24 protein-coding genes are annotated in these 25,680 nt (G+C 62.5%); 12 read left to right on the top strand and 12 right to left on the bottom strand.

Annotated elements, in window-relative coordinates:
• Positions 1 to 19: 19 nt before the first annotated feature.
• The 3 genes from trmA to P0Y58_06310 form a co-directional block, all read right to left on the bottom strand.
• The gene (gene trmA / locus P0Y58_06300; protein ID WEK31803.1) at positions 20 to 1,105 is read right to left on the bottom strand and encodes a tRNA (uridine(54)-C5)-methyltransferase TrmA; all 1,086 of its coding nucleotides are present in this window, start codon (positions 1,103 to 1,105) and stop codon (positions 20 to 22) included.
• On the bottom strand, positions 1,102 to 2,397 hold the full coding sequence (locus P0Y58_06305) for an NCS2 family permease (GenBank protein ID WEK31804.1): 1,296 nt from the start codon (positions 2,395 to 2,397) through the stop codon (positions 1,102 to 1,104). The genes trmA and P0Y58_06305 overlap by 4 nt, the downstream gene beginning before the upstream one ends.
• Before the next feature lie 283 nt (positions 2,398 to 2,680).
• Entirely contained in the window at positions 2,681 to 3,901 is a 1,221-nt protein-coding gene (locus P0Y58_06310) for an MFS transporter (GenBank protein ID WEK31805.1), read from the bottom strand.
• Between the two features lie 345 nt (positions 3,902 to 4,246).
• On the opposite strand from P0Y58_06310, the gene P0Y58_06315 reads away from it, so the two are divergent.
• Genes P0Y58_06315 through P0Y58_06325 form a run of 3 tightly spaced genes read left to right on the top strand, consistent with a single transcriptional unit; the run spans position 4,247 to position 6,859 of the window.
• Entirely contained in the window at positions 4,247 to 5,683 is a 1,437-nt protein-coding gene (locus P0Y58_06315) for a cytochrome ubiquinol oxidase subunit I (GenBank protein ID WEK31806.1), read from the top strand.
• A gap of 3 nt (positions 5,684 to 5,686) precedes the next feature.
• Entirely contained in the window at positions 5,687 to 6,694 is a 1,008-nt protein-coding gene (cydB, locus tag P0Y58_06320) for a cytochrome d ubiquinol oxidase subunit II (GenBank protein WEK31807.1), read from the top strand.
• Between the two features lie 9 nt (positions 6,695 to 6,703).
• On the top strand, positions 6,704 to 6,859 hold the full coding sequence (locus tag P0Y58_06325; GenBank protein WEK31808.1) for a DUF2474 domain-containing protein: 156 nt from the start codon (positions 6,704 to 6,706) through the stop codon (positions 6,857 to 6,859).
• 116 nt (positions 6,860 to 6,975) lie between these two features.
• Here the strand turns inward: P0Y58_06325 and P0Y58_06330 are convergent, their stop codons facing one another.
• On the bottom strand, positions 6,976 to 8,100 hold the full coding sequence (locus P0Y58_06330; GenBank protein ID WEK31809.1) for a methyltransferase: 1,125 nt from the start codon (positions 8,098 to 8,100) through the stop codon (positions 6,976 to 6,978).
• Positions 8,101 to 8,196: 96 nt separating this feature from the next.
• Complete coding sequence (locus P0Y58_06335) at positions 8,197 to 8,904, bottom strand: autoinducer binding domain-containing protein (GenBank protein ID WEK31810.1); 708 nt, start codon at positions 8,902 to 8,904, stop codon at positions 8,197 to 8,199.
• A 213-nt stretch (positions 8,905 to 9,117) separates the two neighbouring features.
• On the opposite strand from P0Y58_06335, the gene P0Y58_06340 reads away from it, so the two are divergent.
• Entirely contained in the window at positions 9,118 to 9,894 is a 777-nt protein-coding gene (locus P0Y58_06340) for a ferredoxin--NADP reductase (GenBank protein WEK31811.1), read from the top strand.
• A 33-nt stretch (positions 9,895 to 9,927) separates the two neighbouring features.
• On the opposite strand, the gene mscL is transcribed toward P0Y58_06340, so the two are convergent.
• Positions 9,928 to 10,347, bottom strand: coding sequence for a large-conductance mechanosensitive channel protein MscL (mscL, locus tag P0Y58_06345; protein ID WEK31812.1), 420 nt, complete (start codon positions 10,345 to 10,347; stop codon positions 9,928 to 9,930).
• Between the two features lie 176 nt (positions 10,348 to 10,523).
• Between mscL and radA the strand changes: the two genes are divergently transcribed.
• Positions 10,524 to 11,894: a DNA repair protein RadA gene (gene radA / locus P0Y58_06350; protein WEK31813.1), complete on the top strand. Its 1,371-nt coding sequence runs from the start codon at positions 10,524 to 10,526 to the stop codon at positions 11,892 to 11,894.
• Positions 11,895 to 12,073: 179 nt separating this feature from the next.
• Here radA and P0Y58_06355 read toward each other — a convergent pair whose 3' ends face one another.
• Together P0Y58_06355 and P0Y58_06360 are read right to left on the bottom strand one after the other, a co-directional pair.
• Positions 12,074 to 13,591, bottom strand: a complete 1,518-nt coding sequence (locus tag P0Y58_06355) for a nucleobase:cation symporter-2 family protein (protein ID WEK31814.1) — start codon at positions 13,589 to 13,591, stop codon at positions 12,074 to 12,076.
• A gap of 263 nt (positions 13,592 to 13,854) precedes the next feature.
• Positions 13,855 to 14,220 (bottom strand): PilZ domain-containing protein, encoded by a 366-nt coding sequence (locus P0Y58_06360; protein WEK31815.1) that lies wholly within the window; start codon positions 14,218 to 14,220, stop codon positions 13,855 to 13,857.
• A gap of 176 nt (positions 14,221 to 14,396) precedes the next feature.
• Here P0Y58_06360 and P0Y58_06365 point away from each other — a divergent pair, with 176 nt between their 5' ends.
• The 3 genes from P0Y58_06365 (at position 14,397) to yjiA (ending at position 17,734) form a co-directional block, all read left to right on the top strand.
• Positions 14,397 to 16,463 carry a carbon starvation CstA family protein gene (locus tag P0Y58_06365; protein WEK31816.1) on the top strand — a complete coding sequence of 689 codons (2,067 nt, stop codon included), beginning with the start codon at positions 14,397 to 14,399 and terminating at the stop codon, positions 16,461 to 16,463.
• A 17-nt stretch (positions 16,464 to 16,480) separates the two neighbouring features.
• Positions 16,481 to 16,678: a YbdD/YjiX family protein gene (locus P0Y58_06370; GenBank protein WEK31817.1), complete on the top strand. Its 198-nt coding sequence runs from the start codon at positions 16,481 to 16,483 to the stop codon at positions 16,676 to 16,678.
• 78 nt (positions 16,679 to 16,756) lie between these two features.
• Positions 16,757 to 17,734: a GTPase gene (gene yjiA / locus P0Y58_06375; protein WEK31818.1), complete on the top strand. Its 978-nt coding sequence runs from the start codon at positions 16,757 to 16,759 to the stop codon at positions 17,732 to 17,734.
• Here the strand turns inward: yjiA and P0Y58_06380 are convergent.
• The gene (locus P0Y58_06380) at positions 17,694 to 19,181 is read right to left on the bottom strand and encodes a methylenetetrahydrofolate reductase C-terminal domain-containing protein (GenBank protein ID WEK31819.1); all 1,488 of its coding nucleotides are present in this window, start codon (positions 19,179 to 19,181) and stop codon (positions 17,694 to 17,696) included. The genes yjiA and P0Y58_06380 overlap by 41 nt on opposite strands.
• Before the next feature lie 209 nt (positions 19,182 to 19,390).
• Here P0Y58_06380 and P0Y58_06385 point away from each other — a divergent pair, with 209 nt between their 5' ends.
• Together P0Y58_06385 and P0Y58_06390 are read left to right on the top strand one after the other, a co-directional pair.
• A complete protein-coding gene (locus tag P0Y58_06385; protein WEK31820.1) occupies positions 19,391 to 20,215 on the top strand; it encodes a 5-methyltetrahydropteroyltriglutamate--homocysteine methyltransferase in 825 nt (274 codons plus the stop codon).
• A 133-nt stretch (positions 20,216 to 20,348) separates the two neighbouring features.
• Entirely contained in the window at positions 20,349 to 21,068 is a 720-nt protein-coding gene (locus P0Y58_06390; protein ID WEK31821.1) for an SDR family NAD(P)-dependent oxidoreductase, read from the top strand.
• A gap of 136 nt (positions 21,069 to 21,204) precedes the next feature.
• Here the strand turns inward: P0Y58_06390 and P0Y58_06395 are convergent, their stop codons facing one another.
• Positions 21,205 to 22,383 (bottom strand): acetyl-CoA C-acetyltransferase, encoded by a 1,179-nt coding sequence (locus P0Y58_06395; GenBank protein ID WEK31822.1) that lies wholly within the window; start codon positions 22,381 to 22,383, stop codon positions 21,205 to 21,207.
• Between the two features lie 175 nt (positions 22,384 to 22,558).
• On the opposite strand from P0Y58_06395, the gene P0Y58_06400 reads away from it, so the two are divergent.
• Positions 22,559 to 22,825 carry a PepSY domain-containing protein gene (locus P0Y58_06400; protein ID WEK31823.1) on the top strand — a complete coding sequence of 89 codons (267 nt, stop codon included), beginning with the start codon at positions 22,559 to 22,561 and terminating at the stop codon, positions 22,823 to 22,825.
• Positions 22,822 to 23,355, top strand: coding sequence for a cytochrome b/b6 domain-containing protein (locus P0Y58_06405; GenBank protein ID WEK31824.1), 534 nt, complete (start codon positions 22,822 to 22,824; stop codon positions 23,353 to 23,355). The genes P0Y58_06400 and P0Y58_06405 overlap by 4 nt, the downstream gene beginning before the upstream one ends.
• Positions 23,356 to 23,479: 124 nt before the next feature.
• On the opposite strand, the gene P0Y58_06410 is transcribed toward P0Y58_06405, so the two are convergent.
• Both P0Y58_06410 and P0Y58_06415 read right to left on the bottom strand, forming a co-directional pair.
• Complete coding sequence (locus P0Y58_06410; protein ID WEK31825.1) at positions 23,480 to 24,589, bottom strand: agmatine deiminase family protein; 1,110 nt, start codon at positions 24,587 to 24,589, stop codon at positions 23,480 to 23,482.
• A 3-nt stretch (positions 24,590 to 24,592) separates the two neighbouring features.
• Positions 24,593 to 25,678, bottom strand: coding sequence for an extracellular solute-binding protein (locus P0Y58_06415; GenBank protein ID WEK31826.1), 1,086 nt, complete (start codon positions 25,676 to 25,678; stop codon positions 24,593 to 24,595).
• Positions 25,679 to 25,680 lie beyond the last annotated feature (2 nt).

Below are 25,680 nucleotides of genomic sequence, written 5' to 3' on the forward strand. Positions count from 1 at the left end.
GGCCCTGCCGCGACGCAGATCAGCGCCGGACCAGCAGTACGCCGCTTTCCATGTGATGGGTATACGGGAACTGGTCGAACAGCGCGCAACGCTCGATACGGTGGGTATCTTGCAGTTGGGCGATGTTCAGGGCCAGGGTCTCGGGGTTGCAAGAGATGTACAGAATCCGCTCGAAACGCCGGGTCAGCTCGCAGGTGTCCGGGTCCATGCCTGCCCGTGGCGGGTCGACAAACACCGTGCCGAAGTCGTAGCTCTTCAGGTCGATGCCTTCCAGGCGACGGAACGGCCGCACCTCATTCAGCGCCTGGGTCAGCTCTTCGGCCGACAACCGCACCAGACGCACGTTATCCACAGCGTTCTCGTCGAGGTTGCTCAGCGCGGCATTGACCGAGGTCTTGCTGATTTCGGTAGCCAGCGCTTGGCGCACGCGCGTGGCCAGCGGCAGGGTGAAGTTGCCGTTGCCGCAGTACAGCTCCAGCAAATCGTCCTCACGCTCGCCAATGGCCTCGAAGGCCCAGCTCAGCATCTTCTGGTTCACTGCGCCGTTGGGTTGGGTGAACGCGCCTTCCGGCTGGCGATAGCTGAACACACGGCCAGCCACGTCGAGTTTTTCCACCGCGTAGTCGCGGCCGATCACCAGGCGTTTGCCTTTGGAGCGGCCAATAACGCTCACGCCCAGTTCTTCGGCCAGTTGCCGCGCGGCCACTTCCCAGGCTTCGTCCAGCGGCCGGTGATAGCACATCGTGATCATCGCGTCGCCGGCCAGGGTGGTGAGGAACTCCACCTGGAACAGGCGGTTGCCCAGTTCCTCACTGGCCTGCCAGGCCGCTTTCAGGCGCGGCATCAGCGCATTGATGCGCTGGCTGGCAATGGGGAAATCGTCGATCAGGATCGCCTTGTGCTTGTCGCCCGGGGCGAACATGGCGTAGTGGCGTTGGCCGTCTTCGCGCCACAGGCGGAACTCGGCGCGCAGGCGGTAGTGCTCACGCGGCGAGTCGAAAACAGCCGGTTCCGGCGCGCCGAATGGCGCCAGCAGCTCGCGCAGCCGGGCCACCTTGGCGTCCAGCTGGGTGGCGTAAGAGGAGGGGTCGAAAGCAGCACTCATGCGTTGAACCAGCCCAGCTTGATGACGAACAGGATGGAAAGGATCACCAGGGCCGGATTCAGGTCGCGGTGGCGGCCAGAGATCAGCTTGACGGCGGTCCAGGAAATGAAGCCGAAGGCGATACCGTTGGCGATCGAGTAGGTCAGCGGCATGGCCAGGGCGGTCACCACCACCGGCGCGGCTTCGGTGACATCATCCCAGTTTATTTCTGCCAGGCCCGAAGCCATCAGCACAGCGACGAACAGCAGCGCCGGAGCGGTGGCGAATGCCGGCACGCTACCGGCCAGCGGGGCGAAGAACAACGCCAGCAGGAACAATACGGCAACCACGATGGCGGTCAGGCCGGTGCGGCCACCGGCGCTCACGCCCGCAGCGGATTCGATGTAGCTGGTGGTGGTCGAAGTACCCAGCAGGGAACCGGCCATGGCGGCGGTGCTGTCGGCGATCAGGGCGCGGCCCATCTTCGGCATGTGGCCGTCCTTGCCCATCAGGCCGGCGCGTTTGGCCACGCCGATCAGGGTACCGGAGTTGTCGAACAGGTCGACGAACAGGAAGGCGAAGATCACGCTGACCAGGCCCACGTCCAGCGCGCCGGCGATGTCCAGTTGCAGGAAGGTCGGTGCCAGCGACGGCGGCATGGAGACAACGCCGGCGAACGGCGTCACGCCCATCACGATCGAGGCGATGGTCACCGCCAGAATACCGATCAGCACGGCGCCGCGCACTTTCAGCGACTCAAGGCCGACGATCAGGAAGAAGCCCAGCGTGGCGAGGATCGGTGCCGGCTGCTTGAGGTCGCCAAGACCCACCAGGGTGGCCGGGTTATCGACGACGATGCCGGCGTTATGCAGGGCGATCAATGCCAGGAACAGGCCGATACCGGCGGCAATCGCCGAGCGCAGCGGCAGCGGGATGCTGTTCACGATCCACTCGCGGATACGGAAGATCGACAGCAGGAAGAACATCACCGCCGACAGGAACACCGCGCCCAGCGCCACCTGCCAGGTGTGGCCCATGTGCAGCACTACGGTGTAGGTGAAGAATGCGTTCAGGCCCATGCCCGGCGCCAGGGCGATCGGGTAGTTGGCGATCAGGCCCATGGTGGTGGAGCCGATGGCCGCTGCCAGGCAGGTGGCGACGAAGATCGCGCCCTTGTCCATGCCGGTCTCGCCGAGGATGCTCGGGTTGACGAACAGGATATAGGCCATGGCCAGGAAGGTGGTGACGCCCGCAAGAATCTCGGTGCGCACGTTGGTGTTGTGTGCTCTTAGTTGAAACAGCCTTTCCAGCATGCCCGCTCCCCAAGGCGCCCCCGGCGCCATGATTGTATCGACCCCATCAGCAAAGCACAGACCGTACCGGTTGCCGTGGTTTTGTGTGGGGAGGAAAAAAGCCGCGCATCATACCAGCATGCTTGGCAGGGGCCTATGGCCGTTGGGGAATGGGCTCTCTCTGCAGCCTGTACTGGCCTCTTCGCGGGCACGCCCGCTCCCACAGGTACAGCGCAGGGTCTGGATGTGGCGCGGTCCCTGTGGGAGCGGGCGTGCCCGCGAAAGGGCCGGTACAGGCTATCCCTCAACCATTGTGCAACCGGTCCCGCTTGGCCAGTGTCGGGAACATTTTTATCCACACTCCGGTCACCACCAGTGTGCCCACACCGCCCATTACCACCGCCGGCACTGTGCCAAACCAGTGCGCAGTCACCCCCGATTCGAACTCGCCGAGCTGGTTCGAGGCACCGATGAACAAGCCATTCACCGCACTGACCCGCCCGCGCATCTCGTCTGGCGTCTCCAACTGCACGAATGAACTGCGCATGACCATGCTGATCATGTCCGCCGCGCCCAGCACCACCAGCACCGCCAACGAGAACCAGAACGAGGTCGACAGGCCGAAGGCGATGGTTGCCACGCCGAATACCCCCACTGCGGTGAACATGGTTCGCCCCACCTTGCGTTCGAGCGGGAAGCGCGCCAGCCACAGCGACATCAGCAACGCGCCCACCGCAGGTGCCGAACGCAGTAGGCCCAGGCCCATCGGGCCGGTGAGCAGGATGTCCTTGGCGAACACCGGCAGCAAGGCGGTGGCTCCGCCCAACAGCACGGCGAACAGGTCCAGCGAGATTGCACCGAGGATGTCGGGTCGGCTGCGGATGAAGCGGATGCCCGCCAGCAGCGATTCGATGCTGGCGCGCCCACGTTGCGCTACTTGCTGGCGGGCATCGAGGCTCAACGTCAGCACGCAGGCGATGGCATACAGCGCCACCGTTGGGCCATACACCCAAGTGCTGCCGAAGGCATACAGGAACCCGCCCACTGCCGGCGCGACAATGGTCGCCGACTGCGTGGCCGACGCCGACGCTGCCACTGCGCGGGGGAACAGCCCAGGCGGCACGACGTTGGGCAGCAACGCCTGGGTCGCAGGCATCTCGAACGAACGCGTGGCCCCGAGCAGGAAGGCAAGGGCAAAAATCAGCTCGCGGGTGACGTGGTCGGTGGCGCTGCCCACTGCCAGCGCCAGGGCAATCAACCCTTGCAGGCTCTGGCACAGGGCCGCGACCTTGCGCCGGTCATAGCGGTCGGCCACATGCCCGGTGTGCAGCATGAACAGCACACGCGGGGCGAACTCGACCAGGCCGACCAGGCCCAGGTCCAGCACATTGCCGGTCAACTGATAGAGGTGCCAGCCAATGGCCACGGTGAGCATCTGAAAGCCGCTGGCGGTGAATACACGGGCCAGCCAGAAGGCCAGGAAGGGGCGGTGGTGACGCAACAACTGCGGTGCGGAATCGGACATCGGAAACCAGGGGCCTCGGCGCAGTAGAGGGGGCGCGCAGCGTATCATCTGTTTGTAACAAACGGTTACTGTTTGCCCGAATCGGCACTTTTTCACGCGTTATGAAAGAGGGTGGGGCAACCGGTCACGCGGCAATCAACCACACGGTCAGCCGGTGTATTCGGGACTATGCTTCCTAGCAATCGTTGATCTGGATCAATCGTTCCAGATTCAACGAATTGGCCCTCCGGGCCGGAATCCCTGCGATCGAACAGAACAATTCCAACGCGCCGTACTCGACCCAGTGGGGGCAGTGGGCGACTGGGTCACGAGCCCGGACGCCGGATTATCTGAAGAGGAAGCACCATGTTCGGAATAGAGGCCTTAGAGCTCGCCCGAATGCAGTTTGCCTTTACCGTGTCGTTCCACATCCTGTTCCCGGCCATCACCATTGGCCTGGCCAGCTACCTGGCAGTCCTCGAAGGCCTCTGGCTGCGGACCCACCAGCAGGTCTACCGTGACCTCTATCACTTCTGGTCAAAGATCTTTGCCGTCAACTTCGGCATGGGCGTGGTCTCCGGCCTGGTCATGGCCTACCAGTTCGGTACCAACTGGAGCCGCTTCTCCGAGTTCGCTGGCGCCGTGACCGGGCCGTTGCTCACCTACGAGGTACTGACCGCCTTCTTCCTCGAGGCCGGTTTCCTCGGCGTCATGCTGTTTGGCTGGAACCGCGTGGGCCGCGGCCTGCATTTTTTCTCCACGTGTATGGTGGCACTCGGCACGCTGGTTTCCACGTTCTGGATCCTCGCCTCCAACAGCTGGATGCAAACCCCCCAAGGCCACGAGATCATTGATGGCCGGGTGGTGCCGGTGGATTGGCTAGCAGTGATCTTCAACCCCTCGTTCCCCTACCGGCTGATGCACATGGCCACCGCCGCGTTCGTCTCCACGGCGTTCTTCGTCGGTGCCTCGGCGGCCTGGCACCTGCTGCGCGGGCGTGACAACCCGGCGGTACGCAAGATGCTGTCGATGGCCATGTGGATGGCGTTGATCGTTGCCCCGATCCAGGCCGTGATTGGCGACTTCCATGGCATCAATACGCTCAAGCACCAACCGGTAAAAATTGCCGCGATCGAAGGCCACTGGGAAAACGTGCCAGGCGAGCCGACACCGCTGATCCTGTTCGGCATCCCCGACATGAAGGCTGAAACCACCCACTTCAAGCTGGAGATCCCGGCGCTCGGCAGCCTGATCCTGACCCATAGCCTGGACAAGCAGGTGCCGGCGATGAAGGAGTTCCCGCCTGAAGACCGGCCAAATTCGACCATCGTCTTCTGGTCGTTCCGGGTCATGGTCGGGCTGGGCATGCTGATGATCTTCGTCGGCCTATGGAGCCTTTGGCTGCGTAAGCGCGGCACCCTCTACACCTCACGCCCCTTCCTGTACGTGGCACTGTGGATGGGCCCATCCGGGCTGGTCGCGCTGCTGGCGGGCTGGTTCACCACCGAAATCGGTCGCCAGCCTTGGGTGGTGTACGGCCTGATGCGCACCGCGGAAGGTGTGTCCAACCACAGCTACGCCCAGCTCGGTTTCACCCTGGTGGCCTTTGTGGTTGTGTACTTTGCCCTGTTCGGCACTGGCCTTGGCTACATGATGCGCCTGGTGCGCAAAGGCCCGCAGACCGGTGAGGGCGACGAGGCCAACCCTGGTGGCCCTGGCACTACACGCACGCCGGCGCGGCCGCTGTCCGCCGCCGATGATGGCCATGAGGCCAAGTCCGTCAGCCTGACCAAGGGGAACTGAGCCATGGGTATCGACCTTCCGCTGATCTGGGCCGTGATCATCATCTTCGGCGTCATGATGTACGTGGTGATGGACGGTTTCGACCTGGGGATCGGCATGCTCTTCCCGTTCGTCAAGGACGAGCATGACCGCGATGTGATGATGAACACCGTCGCCCCTGTGTGGGACGGCAACGAAACCTGGCTGGTGCTGGGCGGTGCAGGGCTGTTCGGGGCGTTCCCGATGGCCTATGCGGTGGTGCTGGAGGCACTCTACCTGCCGCTGATGCTGATGCTGATCGGCCTGATCTTCCGCGGTGTGGCCTTCGAGTTCCGCTTCAAGGCCACCACCGAAAAGCGGCATATCTGGAACAAGGCGTTCATCTGGGGCTCGCTGATCGCCACCTTCTTCCAGGGCGTGGCGCTGGGCGCTTTCCTGGAGGGCTTCAAGGTGGTCGACCGGCATTTTGCCGGTGGCACCCTCGACTGGCTGACCCCGTTCAGCCTGTTCTGTGGTCTGGGGCTGATCGTGGCCTACACCCTGCTGGGGTGCACCTGGCTGATCATGAAGACCGAAGGGCCGCTGCAAAAGAAGATGCACGACATGGCCCGGCCACTGGCGCTGGTACTGCTGGTAGTGATCGGTATTGTCAGCCTGTGGACACCCATCGCTTATCCACAGATTGCCGACCGCTGGTTCAGCATGCCTAACCTGATCTGGTTCATGCCGGTGCCGTTGCTGGTACTGGTGACGTTCTACGGGTTGCTCAAGGCGGTGGCGCGCAATGCGCACTACACGCCGTTCCTGCTCACCCTGGTGCTGATCTTTTTGGGTTACAGCGGCCTGGGCATCAGCCTGTGGCCGAACATCATCCCGCCGTCGATTTCGATCTGGGATGCTGCAGCACCACCGCAAAGTCAGGGCTTCATGTTGGTGGGCACACTGTTCATCCTGCCGTTCATCCTCATGTACACCTTCTGGAGCTACTACGTGTTCCGCGGCAAGGTGACCCATGAAGACGGCTATCACTAGGAGGGCCGCATGATGACCGGCAAACATGGCTTTGAAGAGAAGAAACCGCTGTGGCAGCGACTGGGTTGGCTGTTGCTGATCTGGGCGATGAGTGTTGCGGCCCTGGGTGTTGCGGCTTGGGTGATGCGGCTGTTCATGGGGGCTGCGGGCCTGACCACACATTAAGCTAAGCCTGCTCTGGCCCTATCGCCGGCAAGCCAGCTCCCACAAGTACAGCACAGCCTTCAGGATTGTGATTAACCTGTGGGAGCTGGCTTGCCGGCGATAGGGCCGGTACAGGTTTACTTGCGGGCTTTCAGGATAACGAACTTGGGCGTAGCCGCCACTTGCTCAACCCCGCGGAACAACCGCGCCAGCTTGCTGTGATAGCCCAGGTGGCGGTTGCCCACGATATACAGCGCCCCGCCCACCACCAGCGCCTCACGCGCCTGTTGGAACATGCGCCAGGCGAGAAAATCACCTACCACCTGCTGCTGGTGGAACGGTGGGTTGCACAGCACCACGTCCAGCGACTGCTTCTCCACCCCCGCCAGCCCATCGGCTGCGATGAAGGTTGCCGGGCGCTCGCCCAGCGCGGCTTGCCAGTTTTCCTGCGCCGATTGCACCGCCATGTACGATTCGTCGACCAGCGTGTACTGGGCATCCGGGTTGGCCAGGGCGCTGGCAACTGCAAGCACGCCGTTGCCACAACCCAGGTCCGCGACCCGGGCGTTGCCCAGGCCGCGTGGCAAATGCGGCAGGAATGCACGGGTGCCGATATCCAGTGCTTCACGGCAGAACACGTTGGCGTGGTTGACCAGTTCCAGTGCCGGGGCGTCGAGGCGGTAACGGGTAGGGTAGGGCGAGCGGGCAACCGGCCGTTCGGCCAGTGTGGCCGTCAGCAGGCGGGCCTTTTTCTGCGCCAGCGAGGCCTGCACCGGGCCGATGTATTTTTCCATCAGGTCGCCGGCTGCGTGTGGCAAATGCTTGATCATCGCCCCGGCAATCACCTGAGCACCGGGCGCCAGGTGACCCTGCAGGCGGATCAGCTGCTCTTCAAGCAGGGCCAGGGTCTTGGGCACGCGCACCAGCACCCGGTCGAACGGGCCTTGCCAGTGTTCGCTCGCCGGTACGAAGGGCACGCTGTCGAACGGCAAACCGTTGCGCGCAAGGTTCTTTTCCAGGGCCAGATGCGCCAGGTGCGAATCGCCGCTGCTGACCACCTGCAGCCGGCCTGCCAGGCTGGCGGCCAGGGCACCGAAGCTGTCATTGAGCACCAGCACCCGGCAGTTGGCGTCGGGTGCCTGTTCGTGTAGCTGCGCAAGCAGGTACTCGTCGGCGGCATCGAAAGCCTGCAGCGGGTCGTTGGCCTGTTCCGGCTGGCGGATCAGGTCGAGTTCGGCGAAGGAGGTGGTCAACAGGGGCATGGCGTCTGGCTCGGGTATGAAACAGCCCGTTGCGGTTCGCCCCGGGCTTTGCCGGGCAATTCTACAGGGCTTTGCCCAAGGTCGCAGGTTTGAAGGTCAGATCCAGCCACGCAGGGCCGCGATGGCGATGGCGCCGGCCTTGTTGGCGGCGTTGGTCTTGGTGATTACGCTGCGAATGTGGAAGTTCACCGTGCTCTGCGACAGCGACAGGATGCAAGCCACGTCGGCTGCGGTCTTGCCGGCGGCCGACCATTTCAGCACTTCCAGTTCACGCTCGCTCATTTTAGGTTGCGGCGGGCACAGTGCGTTCAGGTGGTGTTCGCCGAGAACCGCATGCAGGGTATGGCACAACCACTGAACGCTGCCGGCCTTGTCATAAAGCTCGACGATGTCGATTTTCTCGGCTGGCCTGGCCACGCTGATCTGGCTTTCGTTGTGCTGCAGGTCGTGCAGCGATTGCGTCCAGCCATGACGCAAGCCGTGCTGGCAGGCCGCTTCACGAAACTGCGGGGCTTCACGATACAGTTCGTCGGTCCACAGCACCGGCATGGTCGAGCTGTGGCTGACGTTGGCAGCCGGGTCCTGCTTGTAGAACTCATCGCGCTGGTAGCGCTCGATCCACTCATCCGGGTAGTTGCTGTAGAGGTACACCCTGGGTGTCTGGGTGGCGATCTGGATGCGTAGTTTCAGCCCTAGGTAATCCATGCCCAGATCTTGTGCCAGATGTACCGCGATGTCGAACAGCTTCCGTGGGCTGCGCTCGTCGACGAACGCCTGAAGATGTTCGGGATTCCAGTGAAGCATCTGAAACACTCCTGGTGGCGACGGATCCAATCCATTTGGGTACCGGGATCATTGTAGGAAAAGACCTACCATGGCGTTGGGATTTTTTTGTTATAGCGATCAGGTTTTTCTGCAACTTCGGCACGATCGCCCTTGATGAGGCCCTACAAAGCAGTGGTTTTTATCCGGGCCACTTTGCGCGACACTGTGCGCACGTCAAACCTGGAGCCCGATATGACCGCTAGCGCCGAAAAGTTCACCCGCCAGACCCTGCTCGATGTTCAGCCGCTCACGCCGAACCTCTTCAGCCTGCGGGTTACGCGCGATGCAGGGTTCCGCTTCCGTTCCGGCCAGTTCGCCCGCCTTGGCGTGAGCAAGGCCGATGGCAGCGTGGTGTGGCGCGCCTATTCCATGGTCAGCGCACCGCATGACGAGCACCTCGATTTCTTCTCCATCGTGGTGCCAGGGGGGGAGTTCACCAGTGAGCTCAGCCGGCTGGGGGCGGGGGATACCTTGCTGATCGACCGCCAGGCCTTCGGTTTCCTTACCCTTGACCGCTTCGTAGGTGGGCGCGACCTGTGGCTGCTGGCGACCGGCACCGGTATTGCGCCGTTCATGTCGATCCTGCAGGACTTCGAGGCTTGGGAGCGTTTTGAAAGTATCAAGCTGGTGTATTCGGTGCGTGAAGCGAAAGAGCTGGCCTACATGGATGAAATCGCCGGGCTGGAGCAGCGCGATTACCTGGCTGAGTACGCCGGTAAATTGCAGTTCATTCCGGTGGTGACCCGCGAGCAGCACCCGGGTGCGTTGAACCAGCGTATTACCACGCTGATCGAGAATGGCGAGCTGGAGAAAGCTGCCGGGCTGGAACTGTCGCCGGAGCATTCACGGGTGATGCTGTGCGGCAACCCGGAGATGATCGACGAGACGCGCAAGGTGCTGAAAGCACGCGATCTGCAGCTGAGCCTGAGCAAGCGACCAGGGCAGGTTGCTGTGGAAAACTACTGGTAAGACCATTGGGGCTGCAAAGCAGCCCCGGCAATCTCAAGGCAAGCGGTTCTGGTTTTGCGTCTTGAGCAAGTCGCGGATCTCGGTCAGCAAGGTCTCTTCGGCAGAAGGCACTGGCGGTACAGTCGGTGCCACGGCTTCTTCACGCTTCAGGCGGTTGATTGCTTTCACCCCCATGAAGATGGCAAAGGCGACGATCACGAAGTCGATGACGGTCTGGATAAACTTACCGTAGGCCAACACTACCGCCGGAACGTCACCTTCGGCAGCCTTCAAGGTTACCGCCAGGTCGCTGAAGTCCACCCCACCTATCAACAGGCCCAGTGGCGGCATGACCACGTCTCCGACGAAGGACGAGACGATCTTGCCGAAGGCCGCGCCGATGATGATACCGACCGCCATGTCGACGACATTGCCTTTGACCGCGAAGGCCTTGAACTCACTGATCATGCCCATGTTTGGTTCCTTGTAACAAAAGGTAAGGTTAACGCAGTGTAAGCCACTTAAACGCTTCATGCGTCGCGTTCAGGGGTAGTGACTGCGGTTAGAACGAATAGTTTTGTCGCACCCCGAAGCGGTCGAGACACGTCCCGCTCGGCTATCATGGCGGTTTTTTCCTGGAGACCCCACCCATGGCCAAGGCCAAGCGCTTGTATGGCTGCACCGAGTGCGGCGCGACCTTTCCCAAATGGGCCGGCCAGTGCGGCGAATGCGGGGCCTGGAACACCCTGGTCGAAACCATGATCGAGAGCGGTGGTGCTGCTGCGCCCAGTAGCGGCCGCGCCGGTTGGACCGGGCAGCAAGCCCAGATCAAGACCCTGGCCGAAGTCAGCATCGAGGAAATCCCGCGGTTCACCACCAGCAGCACCGAACTTGACCGCGTGTTGGGCGGCGGCCTGGTGGATGGCTCGGTGGTGCTGATTGGCGGCGACCCTGGCATCGGCAAGTCGACCATCCTGCTGCAGACTTTGTGCAATATCGCCGTGGGCATGCCGGCGCTGTATGTCACGGGTGAGGAGTCGCAGCAGCAGGTGGCCATGCGCTCGCGGCGCCTGGGCTTGCCCCAGGACCAGCTCAAGGTGATGACCGAGACCTGCATCGAGACCATCATTGCCACGGCACGTCTCGAAAAACCGAAGGTGATGGTGATCGACTCGATCCAGACCATTTTCACCGAGCAACTGCAATCGGCCCCCGGCGGCGTGGCCCAGGTGCGCGAGAGCGCGGCGTTGCTGGTGCGCTACGCCAAGCAGAGCGGCACGGCAATCTTCCTGGTTGGCCACGTAACCAAGGAAGGCTCGCTGGCCGGCCCGCGGGTACTGGAGCACATGGTCGACACTGTGCTGTATTTCGAAGGCGAGTCCGACGGCCGCCTGCGCCTGTTGCGGGCGGTGAAGAACCGCTTTGGCGCAGTCAACGAGCTGGGCGTGTTCGGCATGACCGACCGGGGCCTCAAAGAGGTCTCCAACCCCTCGGCGATCTTCCTCAACCGTACCCAGGAAGAAGTTCCGGGCAGTGTGGTGATGGCAACCTGGGAAGGCACCCGGCCGATGTTGGTCGAGGTGCAGGCGCTGGTCGACGACAGCCACCTGGCCAACCCGCGCCGCGTAACATTGGGCCTGGACCAGAATCGCCTGGCCATGTTGCTGGCGGTGCTGCACCGCCACGGCGGTATTCCCACCCATGACCAGGACGTGTTCCTCAACGTGGTGGGCGGGGTGAAGGTGCTGGAAACGGCCTCGGACCTGGCATTGCTGGCGGCGGTGATGTCCAGCTTGCGCAACCGGCCACTGGCTCATGGCCTGCTGGTGTTTGGCGAGATCGGCCTGTCGGGCGAGGTACGGCCGGTGCCCAGTGGGCAGGAGCGGTTGAAAGAGGCGGCCAAGCATGGCTTCAAGCGGGCCATTGTGCCCAAGGGCAATGCGCCGAAAGAGTCGCCGGCGGGGTTACAGGTGATTGCCGTCACTCGCCTGGAGCAGGCCCTGGATGCATTGTTCGAGTAGTTCGTATCCAGGCCCGGCCCTATCGCCGGCAAGCCAGCTCCCACAGGTACACTGCACAGGATTCGGAAACTGTGGTGATCCTGTGGGAGCTGGCTTGCCGGCGATAGAGCCAGTACAGGCAAACGAAAAAGGGGCCGACGATGCGCGTCGGCCCCTCCACCTCACCGCTCAGTCAGCGGTCAATGCTCGGCAACCGCCGTGCGCCTGGCTGTTTCATTGCCATGCTCGTCCAGCTCCAGCATCGGCACTTCGTTGCCTTCTGAATCGAACAGCTTGCCATCCTTGAAGTAGTCGCCATCACGCAGCGCCGAAATATCCGAATACTGGATGGTGCGCTCATACGCTGCGGCAAACACCGACTGGTTTTCCGAGTTGCCGGTGGTGAAGTGGTTGAAGATCAGGTTCAGCAGGATGGCCATGATCGCTGCCGAGCTGATGCCCGAGTGGAAGATGGTCTCGAACCAGTTCGGGAAGTGGTGGTAGAAGGTCGGTGCGGCAATCGGGATCATGCCAAAGCCCAGCGAGGCGGCGACGATGATCAGGTTGACGTTGTTCTTGTAGCTGACCTTGGACAGGGTGCGGATGCCGCTGGCCGCCACCGTGCCGAACAGCACGATGCCCGCGCCGCCCAGTACCGGGGTCGGTACTGCGGCGATCACCCGGCCCATGACTGGCAGCAGGCCAAGCACCACCAGGATCACGCCACCGGTGGCCACCACGTAGCGGCTCTTGACCCCGGTCACGGCTACCAGGCCAACGTTCTGGGCGAATGCACTTTGGGTAAACGAGCCGAAGATCGGCGCCAGGATACTCGATGCCATGTCGGCGCGCAGGCCGTTGCCCAAGCGCTTGGAATCGACCTTGGTGTCGATGATCTCACCTACTGCAAGGATGTCGGCCGAGGTTTCCACCAGGGTCACCATGATCACGATGCACATCGACAGGATTGCGGCGATGTGGAACTCCGGCATGCCGAAGTGGAACGGCGTGGGGAAGGCGAACATCGGGCCTTCGGTGACCTTGCTGAAGTCGGTCATGCCCAGCGCCCAGGCAATCAGCGTACCGATCACCATGGCCAGCAGGATCGACAGGCGCGAGATGGTCGCGCTGCCCAGCTTGCTCAGCAGCAGCACGATGGCAAAGGTCAGCCCTGCCAGGCCGATGTTGGCCATGCTGCCGAACTCAGGCGAGGCGCTGTTGCCGCCCATCACCCAGCGTGCAGCCACGGGCATCAGGGTCAGGCCGATGGTCGTGATGACGATACCGGTCACCAATGGCGGGAAATACTTGGTGATGCGCGAGAACACCGGGGTGATCAGGAAACCGAGAAGCGATGCCGCCATCACCGCACCGAACACGCCCGGCAGGCCACCGCCGCCCTCGCTGCTGAGGATTGCACCCATGGTCGCCACACCGGCGAACGACACGCCCTGCACCAGCGGCAACTGGCAGCCGAAGAACGGCAGGCCGAGGGTTTGCAGCAGGGTGGCCAGGCCACCGGCAAACAGCGAGGCGGCGATCAGCATGCCGATTTCGGCACCGTTGAGGCCTGCGGCCTGCCCCAGAATCAGGGGTACCGCGACGATCCCTCCGTACATGGTCAAGACATGCTGCAGACCATAGGCCAGGTTGGCACCAAGGCCGAGGTTTTCATCCTCGGGGCGCTTGGCGGGAGACGTGCTAGGGGACGTAGTCATGGAGCAGGCTCTCTGTTTATTTTTGTGTCGCTACTGTAGACAGTTCCTGTAAATGATTGCCAGTGGAATTGTATACAATATTTTGATCGGAGCGCGCGCAGTGGCGATCGCAGGATGTGCGAAAACCCAATGCAGAAGGCGTACCAACTCATCAAATGCTGTATTAGAGGGGTGTGTACAAAAGGTTGCTACCCAGGCTTAAAGCTGTCTGGGTAGACAGGAAACACAATGCGGGAAGGCTATTAGCTAGCTAAAAGATTTCATTATTCGATGAGTTCGCGCAGCTCACGCATCATTTCGGTGCTGTCGGCCACGTTCAACTCCACAAGACGGTGCAAATGGCTCATGGAGTCGATGTCGATGTACAGGCAGATGAAGCCCAGGCACTCCGGTTCTTCGTGTCGCAGTTCCACCTGCATCTGCACCTCGGTCTCTCCATCGTTGAGCACGATGTAGGCTTCGAAGTCCTGAGTCAGGTCTGCATCCCAAGGTTTCGGGCATTCGACCAGCAGACCTTTGAGTGACAGGTCGAGCAGTTTCACTTCCCAGCAACGTTCGCCCTGGCACAACCTGGTCGGGGCGTCGAACGGGATACGCTGGAAACGGCGGCGTTCGTCGTGATCGCTCATGGGTAGATCCTCGGGTAGGTCCTAAGATGACATCCTGACTATAGTTAGAAAGTTATATACATCAGGTACCGCAATCTGGCCGCAGAGGCTCTAGACCAAAGCAAGTGTGGCAATGCCGCTTGACTCGCCCTAGACTCGGTGGGCGGTCTTTCCAATCCACCAGCTGGAAGCAAACCATGAACAACAATAATAGCCTGCTACGCCACATTCCGTGGCTGGCGCTGGCAGTCATAGGGGCCTGCGCGCTGGGTGTGGTTGCCCTGCGTCGCGGTGAGGCGATCAACGCCTTGTGGATCGTGGTCGCGGCAGTGGCCATCTACCTGGTTGCCTATCGCTACTACAGCCTGTTCATCGCCACCAAGGTGATGCAACTCGACCCGCGCCGTGCCACGCCGGCGGTGCTCAACAACGACGGCCTGGACTACGTCCCGACCAACAAACACATTCTCTTCGGCCACCACTTCGCGGCGATCGCCGGCGCAGGTCCCCTGGTCGGCCCGGTGCTCGCCGCGCAAATGGGCTATTTGCCCGGCACGCTGTGGCTGATCGCCGGCGTGGTGCTGGCCGGTGCGGTACAGGACTTCATGGTCCTGTTCCTGTCCACCCGCCGCAACGGCCGCTCGCTGGGCGACATGGTGCGCGAGGAGATGGGCCGTATTCCGGGCACCATTGCCCTGTTCGGCTGCTTCCTGATCATGATCATCATCCTCGCGGTGCTGGCACTGATCGTGGTCAAGGCCCTGGCCGAGAGCCCGTGGGGCATGTTCACGGTCATGGCGACGATTCCGATCGCGATGTTCATGGGCATCTACATGCGCTACATCCGCCCGGGCCGCATTGGTGAGATCTCGGTGGTTGGCGTGGTATTGCTGCTGGCCTCGATCTGGCTGGGCGGCGTGATCGCTGCGGATCCGGTCTGGGGCCCGGCGTTCACCTTCACCGGTGTGCAGATCACCTGGATGCTGGTGGGCTACGGTTTCGTCGCTGCCGTGCTGCCGGTGTGGCTGGTGCTGGCGCCGCGTGACTACCTGTCGACCTTCCTCAAGATCGGCACCATCGTTGGTCTGGCCATCGGTATCCTGATCATTGCGCCCGAGCTGAAAATGCCGGCGCTGACCCAGTTCACCGACGGCACCGGCCCGGTGTGGAAGGGCACCCTGTTCCCGTTCCTGTTCATCACCATTGCCTGTGGTGCGGTGTCCGGTTTCCACGCGCTGATCTCTTCGGGCACCACGCCCAAGCTGCTGGACAACGAAACCAACGCCCGCTACATCGGTTACGGCGGGATGCTGATGGAGTCGTTCGTCGCCATCATGGCCATGGTCGCCGCCTCGGTGATCGAGCCGGGTGTGTACTTCGCGATGAACAGCCCGGCCGCCGTGGTCGGCGCCGATGTTGCGTCGGTAGCGCAGACTGTCAGTAGCTGGGGTTTCCTGATTACGCCGGAGCAACTGGAAGCCGTTGCCCGCGATATCGGCGAGCACACCATCCTGGCCCGTGCAGGCGGTGCGCCAACCCTCGCCGTAGGTATTGCGCAGATCCTGCACCAGGTGTTGCCAGGTGAAAACACCATGGCCTTCTGGTACCACTTCGCGATCCTGTTCGAGGCGCTGTTCATCCTCACCGCAGTAGACGCCGGTACCCGTGCCGGGCGCTTCATGCTGCAAGACCTGCTGGGCAGCTTCGTGCCTGCGCTCAAACGCACCGAGTCGTGGGGCGCCAACCTGCTCGCCACTGCCGGCTGCGTGGCGATGTGGGGCTACCTGTTGTACCAAGGCGTGATCGACCCGTTGGGTGGCATCAACACCCTGTGGCCGCTGTTCGGCATCTCCAACCAGATGCTGGCCGGTATCGCCCTGATGCTCGGCACCGTGGTGCTGATCAAGATGAAGCGCCAGCGCTACATCTGGGTCACCTTGTTGCCAGCGGTGTGGCTGCTGATCTGCACCACCGCTGCGGGCCTGATCAAGCTGTTCGACCCGAACCCGGCAGTGGGCTTCCTGGCCCTGGCCAAGAAATACAGCACTGCGCTGGATGCGGGGCAGGTATTGGCCCCGGCCAAGGACATCGGCCAGATGCAACATGTGATTTTCAACGCCTACACCAACGCCGGCCTGACCATCCTGTTCCTGCTGGTGGTGTTCAGCATCTTGTTCTTCGCCATCAAGGTTGGCTACGCCGCTTGGGGTCGCAAGGAGCGCACCGACAAGGAAACCCCGTTCCAGGCGCTGCCTGACGCGTAACCGAGAGGACTGCAGTTATGTTCAACGACTTGGGTCGACTGGGAAAATACCTGGGGCAGGCAGCCCGCCTGATGGTCGGCATGCCCGACTACGACAACTATGTCGAACACATGCAGAAGACGCACCCGGACAAGCCGGTGATGAGCTACGAGGCGTTCTTCCGGGAACGCCAGGAAGCTCGATACGGTGGCAAGTCCGGGCCCAAGTGCTGTTGAGTCTGCGACACGTGTGAACCTGTGGGAGCCTGGGTAACCGGCTCCCACAGTCATTTTCAGCTTCAGGAGCATTTCTGCGTGCAGACGCCCATTCCCGTAACCGTACTTACAGGCTTCCTCGGTGCTGGCAAGACCACCTTGCTCAAGCACATGCTCAAGGCCGAGCACGGCCTGAAAATTGCCGTGATCGAAAACGAATTCAGCGAGGCGGGCATCGACAGCCAGCTCCTGGGCGACGAGCCGGTGCAGGTGATGACCCTGGCCAATGGCTGCGTGTGCTGCAGCATCCACGGCGACCTCACCCGCGCCTTGTATCTGCTGCTAGAACGCCTGGACGCCGGCGAAATCGCCTTCGAGCGCCTGGTCATCGAATGCACCGGCCTGGCCGACCCGGCGCCAGTGGCGCAAACCTTTTTCATCGACGAAGAACTGCGTGAGCGCTATATCCTCGACGGCATCATCACCCTGGTCGATGCTGTTCACGCCGAACTGCACCTGACCCAGACCATCGCCCAGGCCCAGGTCGGCTTTGCCGATCGGCTGCTACTGAGCAAGACGGACCTGATCGAGCCGGCTGCGGTAGAGGCCCTGAGCGAACGCTTGGCCCGCATTAATGGCCGGGCCGCCATCCGTGTGGTCGAACACGGCCGCATCGACTTGGCTGAGCTACTGGATGTGCGGGGTTTCAACCTCAACCCCGACTTGGGCGCGGACTTGAAGCCGACGTTGCGCCCGGTGCTCAAGCCCGTTACCCCGGATCGCATCTCCACGCTGGTGCTGCGCACGGAAACCGCGCTGGATATCGACCGCCTCAGCGGCTTCATGAACGACTTGCTGGAAACCCACGGCAAACAGCTGCTGCGCTACAAGGGCGTGCTGAGCATTGCCGGGGAAGACCGCAAGCTGGTGTTTCAGGGCGTGCTCAAGCTGTACGGCTTTGACTGGGACGCTGAGTGGGCCGAAGGTGAAACCCGCGAGAGCGTGATGGTGTTCATCGCCGATGAACTCCCCGAGGCTACGATTCGGTCTGGCTTCGAGGCGCTGGCTGCGGGCTGAGCAGGCGCGGTGTAGCGGCCTGGAACCATTGCGGCCATGAGCTGCGGTGGCGTGTTTCGACCTCGATGCACGGGATCAGGCGCTCGGTTAGCACGGCGGTTTGCCGCACTGCCTTTGCGGTGCGGTACTTGACGCTGTGAATGCACTCGCGGTCGCCGAACTCGCAGCGGTTCAGCGCGGTGCCGCCGCAGGGGCCGTTGGCCAGGCCCTTGGGGCAGGTTTCAGGGCAGATATACAGGGTGTCTTCCAGTCGGCAACGGCCACAGGTATCGCAACCCACCAGCGGGCGCTTCACACCGCGTTCCAGTGTGTGCAGCACTTGTGCGCCAATGCGCGTCGCCCAGAGTGGCTGGCGCACCGCCCAACCGAAGGCCTTGCTCAAGCTGTTGCGGCGGCTGAACAGCAGTGAGTGCATGCCATGCATCAGGTGATAACGGGCTTTTTCCTTGAGCGAGGCATCGACCCGTGACTCGCCCTGGCGCCAGCCCGCCTGTGGCGGGTGGAAGATCACTGCCGGCAGGCCGGGCATCTGCCAACTGGCCTGCCAGGCGGGTGCCCACTGCTCCAACGTGTGGATCAGGGTTTGCCAGTGCTCGATACGGGCTTCCAGAGCCAGCAGCTGCTTGAGCTCGTGAACCCCCGACAGGTGCACACCGGCATAGCCCATCAACTTCACACCGATGATCTGCAAGGCCAGGCGGTCAACACTGCGCGCCTGGGCAAATGCCTTGGACTGCGTGGTCTCCGCTTCGAGCATGTCACGCATCGACGGGGTGACGGTGACGCCGGCCACGTGGTCGAGCATTGTCGCGCGCCCGTGGGTGAGGCTCATCAGGCAGGCCAGCATGGGCTTGGGCGTGGGCTGGCGGCTCATCCAGTGCATGGTTTCCTGATGCTTGGCGGCATCGAAGCCCAGTTGCAGGGTGAGGAAGTCGGCCCCTGCCGCTAGCTTTTTCTCGGCCTTGAAATACTGCGCGCCGCCTTCTTCTTCGTGGTACTTGAACGGGTTCAGCGCCGCGCCCAGCAGCCAGTGCGGGCAGGCCTGGCGGGCGATCTGCAGGGCGGCGACCGACTCCAGGTAGCGCACCGGGCGCTGGCCAGGTTCATGGCCGGGCAGGCGGTCGCCGGTCAGCAGCAACAGCTGGTCGAGGCCGGCGGCGTCCATACGCTGCAGCTGGCTGAGCAGGTGGTGACGTTCGCGATCCTTGCCGGAAAAATGTGGCAGGGCAGGTACCGGGCTGTTGAATGAAGCGAGCGCGTCCAGTGGCGACATGTCCAGTGGGCTGCCGACGCGGTCGCCGATGGCCACGGTCATTGGCCAGCCGCACAGGTGCGCGCGGGCCATGATCGCCTCCATGGCGGCGAAGCGTTCTGCAGAAGGCTTGGGGACGAACTCCATGACGCAGACGAAGTTCTGTTCGCGCAGCGCGTATTTCAGCAGGCTCATGAGGCCGGGCACCTGGTGTGGTCAGGGTGGCATTGTGCGGCAGAAGGCGGGCGGGGTCATGTCCGGATGCGCAGAGTGGTGCTCTGAATGAGACATCATCGTGATCATGAAAAAATCTTGAGTTCATCTCAAATATAATGAGTTTGTCTCAATACCCCCACCCACCTGAAAATCCCTTCATCAATTTGAGCACGCTGAAGGGACGAGACATGGCACTGGCACATAATCTGGGCTTTCCACACATTGGCGGCGACCGCGAACTGCGGGCCCGCCACTGGCAAGTGCAGAAAGACGCCGGTATCGAACTCCTGCCAGTTGGCGACTTTGCCCGGCATGGGTACGCGCTGAGCACCGATGACCAGCCGTTTGCCCTCAACTGGGAACCCCTGTTCGAAGAAGTAGAGCAAGCCAACGCGCTGGGCCATGCAGTCAAGCCAGTCTTGATCGGCCCATTGACCTACCTGTGGCAGGGCCAGGCCTGTAACGCCGACGTCGACAAGCTGGAACTGCTCGACCGCCTGTTGCCCCTGTATGACCACGTCCTCAATCGCTTGGCTGCGCTGGGCGTTGAATGGGTGCAGATCGACGAACCGATCCTCGCCCACGGGCTGCCGCAGGACTGGAAAAACGCCTACGAGCGCGTCTACAACATCCTTCAACGTGCTCCGCTGAAGAAGTTGATTGCCACCTACGCCGGTGGCCTCGATGGCAACCTCGGCCTGGCCGCCAACTTGCCGGTCGATGGCCTGCATATCGATCTGGTCCAGGCGCCTGAGCAGTACCAGGCCATTCTCGACCGCCTGCCGGCCTACAAGGTGCTGTCGCTGGGCGTGATCGGTGGCGGCGATGCCGCGCCTTGCGACCTGGGAAGAACGCTTGACCTGCTGCACGATGCCCATGAGCGTCTGGGTGAACGGCTGTGGCTGGCGCCGGCCTGCTCGCTGGCGCAAAACTCGGTGGGAGTGGCTGTGCAGAAGTGCCAGGAAGTGGCCCAGCTGGCTGCTGCGCTGGAGCAGACCCGAATCGCAGCTTGATCATTGGCTCTTACACAAACCTTGAAACATTTGTGGTCCCTGTGGGAGCGGGCTTGCCCGCGAAGAGGCCGGCACAGGCAATACAAACCTCCTAGAATGCCGACTCCGATCAAATCCACAGGGAAGTGATGTGATGCGCATTCTGGTAGTCGGCGCCAGCAAAGGGCTGGGCAAGGCATTCATGGAGGGGCTGGGCAAACCCGGCGATACGTTGATCGGTGTGTCGCGCAAAGCGCCTGCGGCCGTGAACACCGGTCAGGACATCCAGGCCCAGTGGATCGAGGCCGATCTCGGCCAGCCCGCTGCCGCCGTCGAGGCCATTGCCGCAGCAGTGGCCCAGGGCGGGGTGGACACGCTGATCTACAACCTCGGCTTGTGGGAGGCCGAAGCATTCGAGGCGCATTACAGCTTCCTCGAAGACCGTGATGTGGCATTGCAGCGCATGGTCGACTGCAACATCACGGCGACCATCCTGCTGATCAAGCGGCTACTGCCGCTGCTGCTCAAAAGCGAAAAACCACGGATCATTCTGACCGGTTCCACCTCGGGCCTGCCCCAGAGTGGTCGGCCGGAAGTGACCTTCGCCGCCTCGAAATTCGCCCTGCGTGGCATCGCCGAGGCGTTGCGCGAAGGCTATCGGGGGCAGGGCCTTGGGGTGACGTGCCTGAACCTTGGATACCTGAATACCGAGGATGGCCTGGATGTGCCGTTGGCCGAGGCTGCAGCGCGTGGGGAAGGGGCGTTGATACCGCTGCATGATGTGGTGCTGATGGTGCGTTCGCTGCTGGAACTGTCGGCGGCGAGCTATGTGCGGGAACTTACCTTGCCGGCGATTGCCGATGAGCGGTTCTAAAGCTTTATAAGCAGGCCCGGCCTCTTCGCGGGCTTGCCCGCTCCCACAGGTACAGCGCAAACATCGAAGTTTGTGCAGTCCCTGTGGGAGCGGGCAAGCCCGCGAAGAGGCCGGGCCTGTCCACATCAATCCAGGATCAACGCTCGATGGCCAGGGCCACGCCTTGCCCGCCACCAATGCACAAGGTGGCCAAGCCCTTCTTCACATCCCGCTTGATCATCTCGTGCAGCAAGGTCACCAGCACCCGGCACCCGGATGCACCAATCGGGTGGCCCAGGGCAATCGCCCCGCCATTCACGTTGACCCGCGCCGCATCCCATTCCAGCGCCTTGCCTACCGCCAGTGCCTGCGCGGCAAAGGCTTCGTTGGCTTCGATCAGGTCCAGGTCGGCCAGCTGCCAGCCGGCTTTGTCCAGGCAGCGCTGCGTCGCCGAAACCGGGCCGATGCCCATGATTGCAGGGTCTACCCCGGCACTGGCGTAGGCGGCGATCTTCGCCAGCACGGGCAGGCCCAGTGCCTTGGCCTTGGCAGCGCTCATCAGCAGCACGGCGGCCGCGCCGTCATTCAGGCTGGAGGCATTGCCGGCAGTGACGCTGCCATCTTTCTTGAATGCCGGGCGTAGTTTGCCCAGCGATTCGGCCGTGGTATCCGGGCGTGGTTGTTCGTCCTGGGCAAACACTTTGGGCTCACCCTTTTTCTGTGGCAGCACGATCGGGGTGATTTCATCATTGAAGCGCCCGGCCTCGATGGCCGCTACGGCCTTGCGCTGCGATTCGGCGGCGAAGGCGTCCTGCTGCTCACGGCTCAGGCCGTACTTGTCCACAAGGTTCTCGGCGGTGATACCCATGTGGTAGTCGTTGAACGCATCCCACAGGCCGTCGGTGATCATGCTGTCGACCAGTTGGCCGTGGCCCATACGCTGGCCGGTGCGGGCCGAGGGCATCACGTAGGGGGCAAGGCTCATGTTCTCCTGGCCACCGGCGATCACCACCTCTGCGTCACCGCAGCGGATTGCCTGGGCGGCCAGGTGCAAGGCCTTGAGGCCCGAGCCGCAGACCTTGTTCAGGGTCAGCGCCGGTACGCTGAAGGGCAGGCCGGCCTTGATCGCCGCTTGGCGTGCCGGGTTCTGCCCGGCGCCGGCGGTGAGCACCTGGCCGAGGATCACTTCGTCGACCTGCGCCGGGTCCAGCCCGGTCTGCTCCAGCAGGCGTTTGATCACAGCGGCGCCGAGGTCGACCGCAGGTACCGTGGCCAAGGCGCCCTGGAAGCTGCCGATGGCGGTACGGGTTGCGGCGACGATGACCACGTCGTTCATGTTGTTGTTCTCCGTGCGATGGGCGTAATGCGCCAAGCATCGGTGGCTTTGGCTTATTTGTTAAGTTTGTTTTTCTTTCGGATTGATGTGAAAAGCAAATCAATGGGCGCGCGGCGTGCTATCCAACTAAGCTCAATTGCGTGCTGTTTCACTCAACTGAATGGAGCCCATACCCATGCGCATCCTCATCGCCCTGACACTTCTGATCGGCAGCAGCACAGCATTCGCCGCCACCCAGTGCACCACCGCAGACAAAAGCACCTGGCAAGACCAGGGCAAGTTCCAGGCGCAGCTCAAGGAACAGGGCTACAAGATCAACAAGTTCAAGGTTACCAAGGGCAACTGCTACGAGATCTATGGTTTCGACAAAGATGGTCGCAAGGTCGAGATCTACCATGATCCGGTGACCGGCAAAGCGGTCAAGTCCGAGTACCACGATTGAACAGCGACGGCACGGTGCCGCTGTGGGACCCGCTCCTGCGGCTGTGCCATCTGTCGATCGCCGGGGTGTTTTTCGCCGATTACTTCTTCAATGAAGAGGGTGACGACTGGCACCAGTGGCTGGGCTATTACGCCCTGGCCTGTGTGGTGTTGCGCGTCGTCTGGGGCTTTGTCGGGCCACGCAGTGCGCGCTGGTCCGACTTCTGGCCTACCCCGGCGCGGCTTGCCGGGCATGCCCGGGCCCTGCTGCGTGGGGAGCCTTACCATCGCCTGGGGCATTCACCCATTGGTGCACTGGTGATGGTGCTGATGCTGACCGGTATCGCAGGCCTGGTTCTTACCGGGTGGGCATCGCAAGAAGTGGATGCCTTGTGGGGAGAAGACTGGCCGACCGATGTGCATAGCTGGTTGGCCGATGCCGTGCTGGTGCTGGTTTGCGTGCATGTGCTGGCGGCCATCGTCGAGAGTGTGCGCCTACGCGAGAACCTGCCGTTGTCGATGATCACCGGGCGTCGTCAGCATCGCGATTAAGTAAACCTGTGCCGGCCTCTTCGCGGGCTTGCCCGCTCCCACAGGTACTGCACAGGCCTTGAGGTTTGTGAAATACCTGTGGGAGCGGGCAAGCCCGCGAAGAGGCCGGTACAGGCAATACCAATCAAACAGCCGGGCACTGATGGGTCACACAGTGAATCCCCCCACCCCCGGCAGCAATGGCATCAATATCCACCAGCACGATATCCCGCCCCGGATACAACGCCGCCAGCAGCGCCCGAGCCTTTTCATCTGCCTGCACATCGCCAAACTGCGGCGCGATGATCGCACCATTGATCACGAAGTAATTGATGTAGCCCGCCGCAAAGTCGTCGTTGCCTTTGCTGAACCTGTTGCGCCTGCCGCGCTGCGGTGGCGACACCACATGAATCTGCAACTTGCGCCCCTCGGCGTCAGTGGCGCGCTTTAAAACCTCAAGGTGCTTGCGCGTTACCGCGTAGTCATACGAATCCGGGTCGTTGTCCAGGTTGGCGATCACCACCCCTGGCCGCACGAAGCGGGCATAGAAGTCCACGTGCCCGTCGGTAATGTCCTTGCCGGCGATGCCCGGCAGCCAGATAACCTTGCCCAACCCCAGTCGCTCCTTGAGCTCGGCCTCGACCTCGGCCTTGCTCCAGTCCGGGTTGCGATTGGCATTGATCCAGCTGCTCTCGGTCATGATGCCGGTGCCATGGCCATCCACTTCGATGGCGCCACCTTCACCCACCAGTTCACTGTGCTGGTAGCGGGCGCCGGCGAGGGTAGCGACCCGCTTGGCCAGCTCGGCGTCGTTGCGATGGCGCTGCTTGTTGCCCCAGCCGTTGAAGTTGAAGTCCACCGCGCCCAGCGCGCCGTCGTCATCGAGGACGAAATTGGCGCCGATGTCGCGCATCCAGATGTCGTCCAGGTTGCACTCGACAAAGCTTGTGCGCGGGCTGGCGCAGTGTTGCTCGGCCAGTTTGCGTTCGCTGGCGCGGCAGAACACGGTAACCGGCTGATAACGCGCGATGGCCTGGGCAATGCGGCCCAGGGCGGCTTGTACATCGGCGGTGAAGTCTTCCCAGATGGCATCCTGGGCGCCAAAGGCGATGAAGGCGCGTTGCTGCGGTTCGCCCTCATCGGGCATGAACCAACGCCCCGGTTCTTCGGCGCGAGCCAGGCCCAGGGGCAAGCCAAGGCTGGCGCCGACGCCGGCGGCCAGTGACAGTTGAAGAAAGGTTCTACGGCTTGGCATGGTTCAGTCCTGTGCAGTCTTGAAGCGTGTCCACACGCGCATGCGTGCCCGCATGTCGGCCTGTGGAATATCGCGGCCTGGTATCAGTCGGGCATAGGTCGCTTCGTCAAGATAGATATCGGGGTTGTCGCGCATGCGCGGGTCCACCGCCTGGCGCGCCTTGGCGCTGGCAGTGGGGTAACCGGTAAAGTTGCTGATGGCGGCCATGTTCGCCGGGCGCATGACGAAGTTGATGAAACGATAGGCGTATTCCGGGTGCTTGGCATCAGCCGGGATGGCCATGGTGTCCATCCACACCGTGGTGCCTTGGCGGGGTACGCGGTACTGGAAGTCCAGGTGCTTGCCTGCGGCCTCGGCGGTGCGCTGGGCCTGGATCACGTCGCCGCTGTAGCCCAGGGACACGCACAGGTTCTCGTTGACCAGTTCGGTCACCGGCTGCGACTGGAACTTGCGCACATACGGGCGAATGGCCTTGAGCAGTTCGCTTGCGGCGGCCAGGTCTTCACGCTTGGCGCTGCGTGGCTCTCGGCCCAGATAATTGAGGACCACTGCCAATACTTCGTCGGGCGAGTCGATGACCGAGATACCGCAGTCGGCGAACTTGGCGGCCAGCTCCGGTTTGAACAGCAGGTCAAGGTTGTCCAGCGGCGCATCGGGCATGCGCTGGCGGACTTTTTCGGCATTCACCGTCAGGCCGATGGTGCCCCAGGTGTAGGGTACGGTCGCCTGGCTGGCCTTGGGGTACTGGGCATGCAGTTTTCGCAGGCCGGGTTCGATATCGTCGAGTGCTTCCAGGCGGCTGTGGTCCAGGGGCTGCAGGCTGCCGGCGCGCATCAGCCGCTCGGCAACGGTGTCGCCGGGGAACACCAGGTCGTAGCCACTGCGCCCGGACATCAGCTTGGCTTCGAGCACTTCACTGCCGTCCATCACGTCGTAGATCACCTGGATACCGGTTTCGGCGGTGAACTGCTTCAGGGTGTCCTCGGCAAAATAGTCGGCCCAGTTGTACAGGCGCAGAACGGGCTGCTCGGCCTGGACCTGGCTGGCGCAAATGGCCAGTGCCAATACGGCTAGAACGTGGCGTTTCATGC

The organism is Candidatus Pseudomonas phytovorans, from assembly GCA_029202525.1.
GTDB lineage: Bacteria > Pseudomonadota > Gammaproteobacteria > Pseudomonadales > Pseudomonadaceae > Aquipseudomonas > Aquipseudomonas phytovorans.

Excerpts from the sequence above, each read along its gene's own strand:
- trmA (WEK31803.1), bottom strand. The coding sequence starts at position 1,105 with ATGAGTGCTGCTTTCGACCCCTCCTCTTACGCCACCCAGCTGGACGCC.
- P0Y58_06305 (WEK31804.1), bottom strand. The coding sequence starts at position 2,397 with ATGCTGGAAAGGCTGTTTCAACTAAGAGCACACAACACCAACGTGCGC.
- P0Y58_06310 (WEK31805.1), bottom strand. The coding sequence starts at position 3,901 with ATGTCCGATTCCGCACCGCAGTTGTTGCGTCACCACCGCCCCTTCCTG.
- P0Y58_06315 (WEK31806.1), top strand. The coding sequence starts at position 4,247 with ATGTTCGGAATAGAGGCCTTAGAGCTCGCCCGAATGCAGTTTGCCTTT.
- cydB (WEK31807.1), top strand. The coding sequence starts at position 5,687 with ATGGGTATCGACCTTCCGCTGATCTGGGCCGTGATCATCATCTTCGGC.
- P0Y58_06325 (WEK31808.1), top strand. The coding sequence starts at position 6,704 with ATGATGACCGGCAAACATGGCTTTGAAGAGAAGAAACCGCTGTGGCAG.
- P0Y58_06330 (WEK31809.1), bottom strand. The coding sequence starts at position 8,100 with ATGCCCCTGTTGACCACCTCCTTCGCCGAACTCGACCTGATCCGCCAG.
- P0Y58_06335 (WEK31810.1), bottom strand. The coding sequence starts at position 8,904 with ATGCTTCACTGGAATCCCGAACATCTTCAGGCGTTCGTCGACGAGCGC.
- P0Y58_06340 (WEK31811.1), top strand. The coding sequence starts at position 9,118 with ATGACCGCTAGCGCCGAAAAGTTCACCCGCCAGACCCTGCTCGATGTT.
- mscL (WEK31812.1), bottom strand. The coding sequence starts at position 10,347 with ATGGGCATGATCAGTGAGTTCAAGGCCTTCGCGGTCAAAGGCAATGTC.
- radA (WEK31813.1), top strand. The coding sequence starts at position 10,524 with ATGGCCAAGGCCAAGCGCTTGTATGGCTGCACCGAGTGCGGCGCGACC.
- P0Y58_06355 (WEK31814.1), bottom strand. The coding sequence starts at position 13,591 with ATGACTACGTCCCCTAGCACGTCTCCCGCCAAGCGCCCCGAGGATGAA.
- P0Y58_06360 (WEK31815.1), bottom strand. The coding sequence starts at position 14,220 with ATGAGCGATCACGACGAACGCCGCCGTTTCCAGCGTATCCCGTTCGAC.
- P0Y58_06365 (WEK31816.1), top strand. The coding sequence starts at position 14,397 with ATGAACAACAATAATAGCCTGCTACGCCACATTCCGTGGCTGGCGCTG.
- P0Y58_06370 (WEK31817.1), top strand. The coding sequence starts at position 16,481 with ATGTTCAACGACTTGGGTCGACTGGGAAAATACCTGGGGCAGGCAGCC.
- P0Y58_06380 (WEK31819.1), bottom strand. The coding sequence starts at position 19,181 with ATGAGCCTGCTGAAATACGCGCTGCGCGAACAGAACTTCGTCTGCGTC.
- P0Y58_06385 (WEK31820.1), top strand. The coding sequence starts at position 19,391 with ATGGCACTGGCACATAATCTGGGCTTTCCACACATTGGCGGCGACCGC.
- P0Y58_06390 (WEK31821.1), top strand. The coding sequence starts at position 20,349 with ATGCGCATTCTGGTAGTCGGCGCCAGCAAAGGGCTGGGCAAGGCATTC.
- P0Y58_06395 (WEK31822.1), bottom strand. The coding sequence starts at position 22,383 with ATGAACGACGTGGTCATCGTCGCCGCAACCCGTACCGCCATCGGCAGC.
- P0Y58_06400 (WEK31823.1), top strand. The coding sequence starts at position 22,559 with ATGCGCATCCTCATCGCCCTGACACTTCTGATCGGCAGCAGCACAGCA.
- P0Y58_06410 (WEK31825.1), bottom strand. The coding sequence starts at position 24,589 with ATGCCAAGCCGTAGAACCTTTCTTCAACTGTCACTGGCCGCCGGCGTC.
- P0Y58_06415 (WEK31826.1), bottom strand. The coding sequence starts at position 25,678 with ATGAAACGCCACGTTCTAGCCGTATTGGCACTGGCCATTTGCGCCAGC.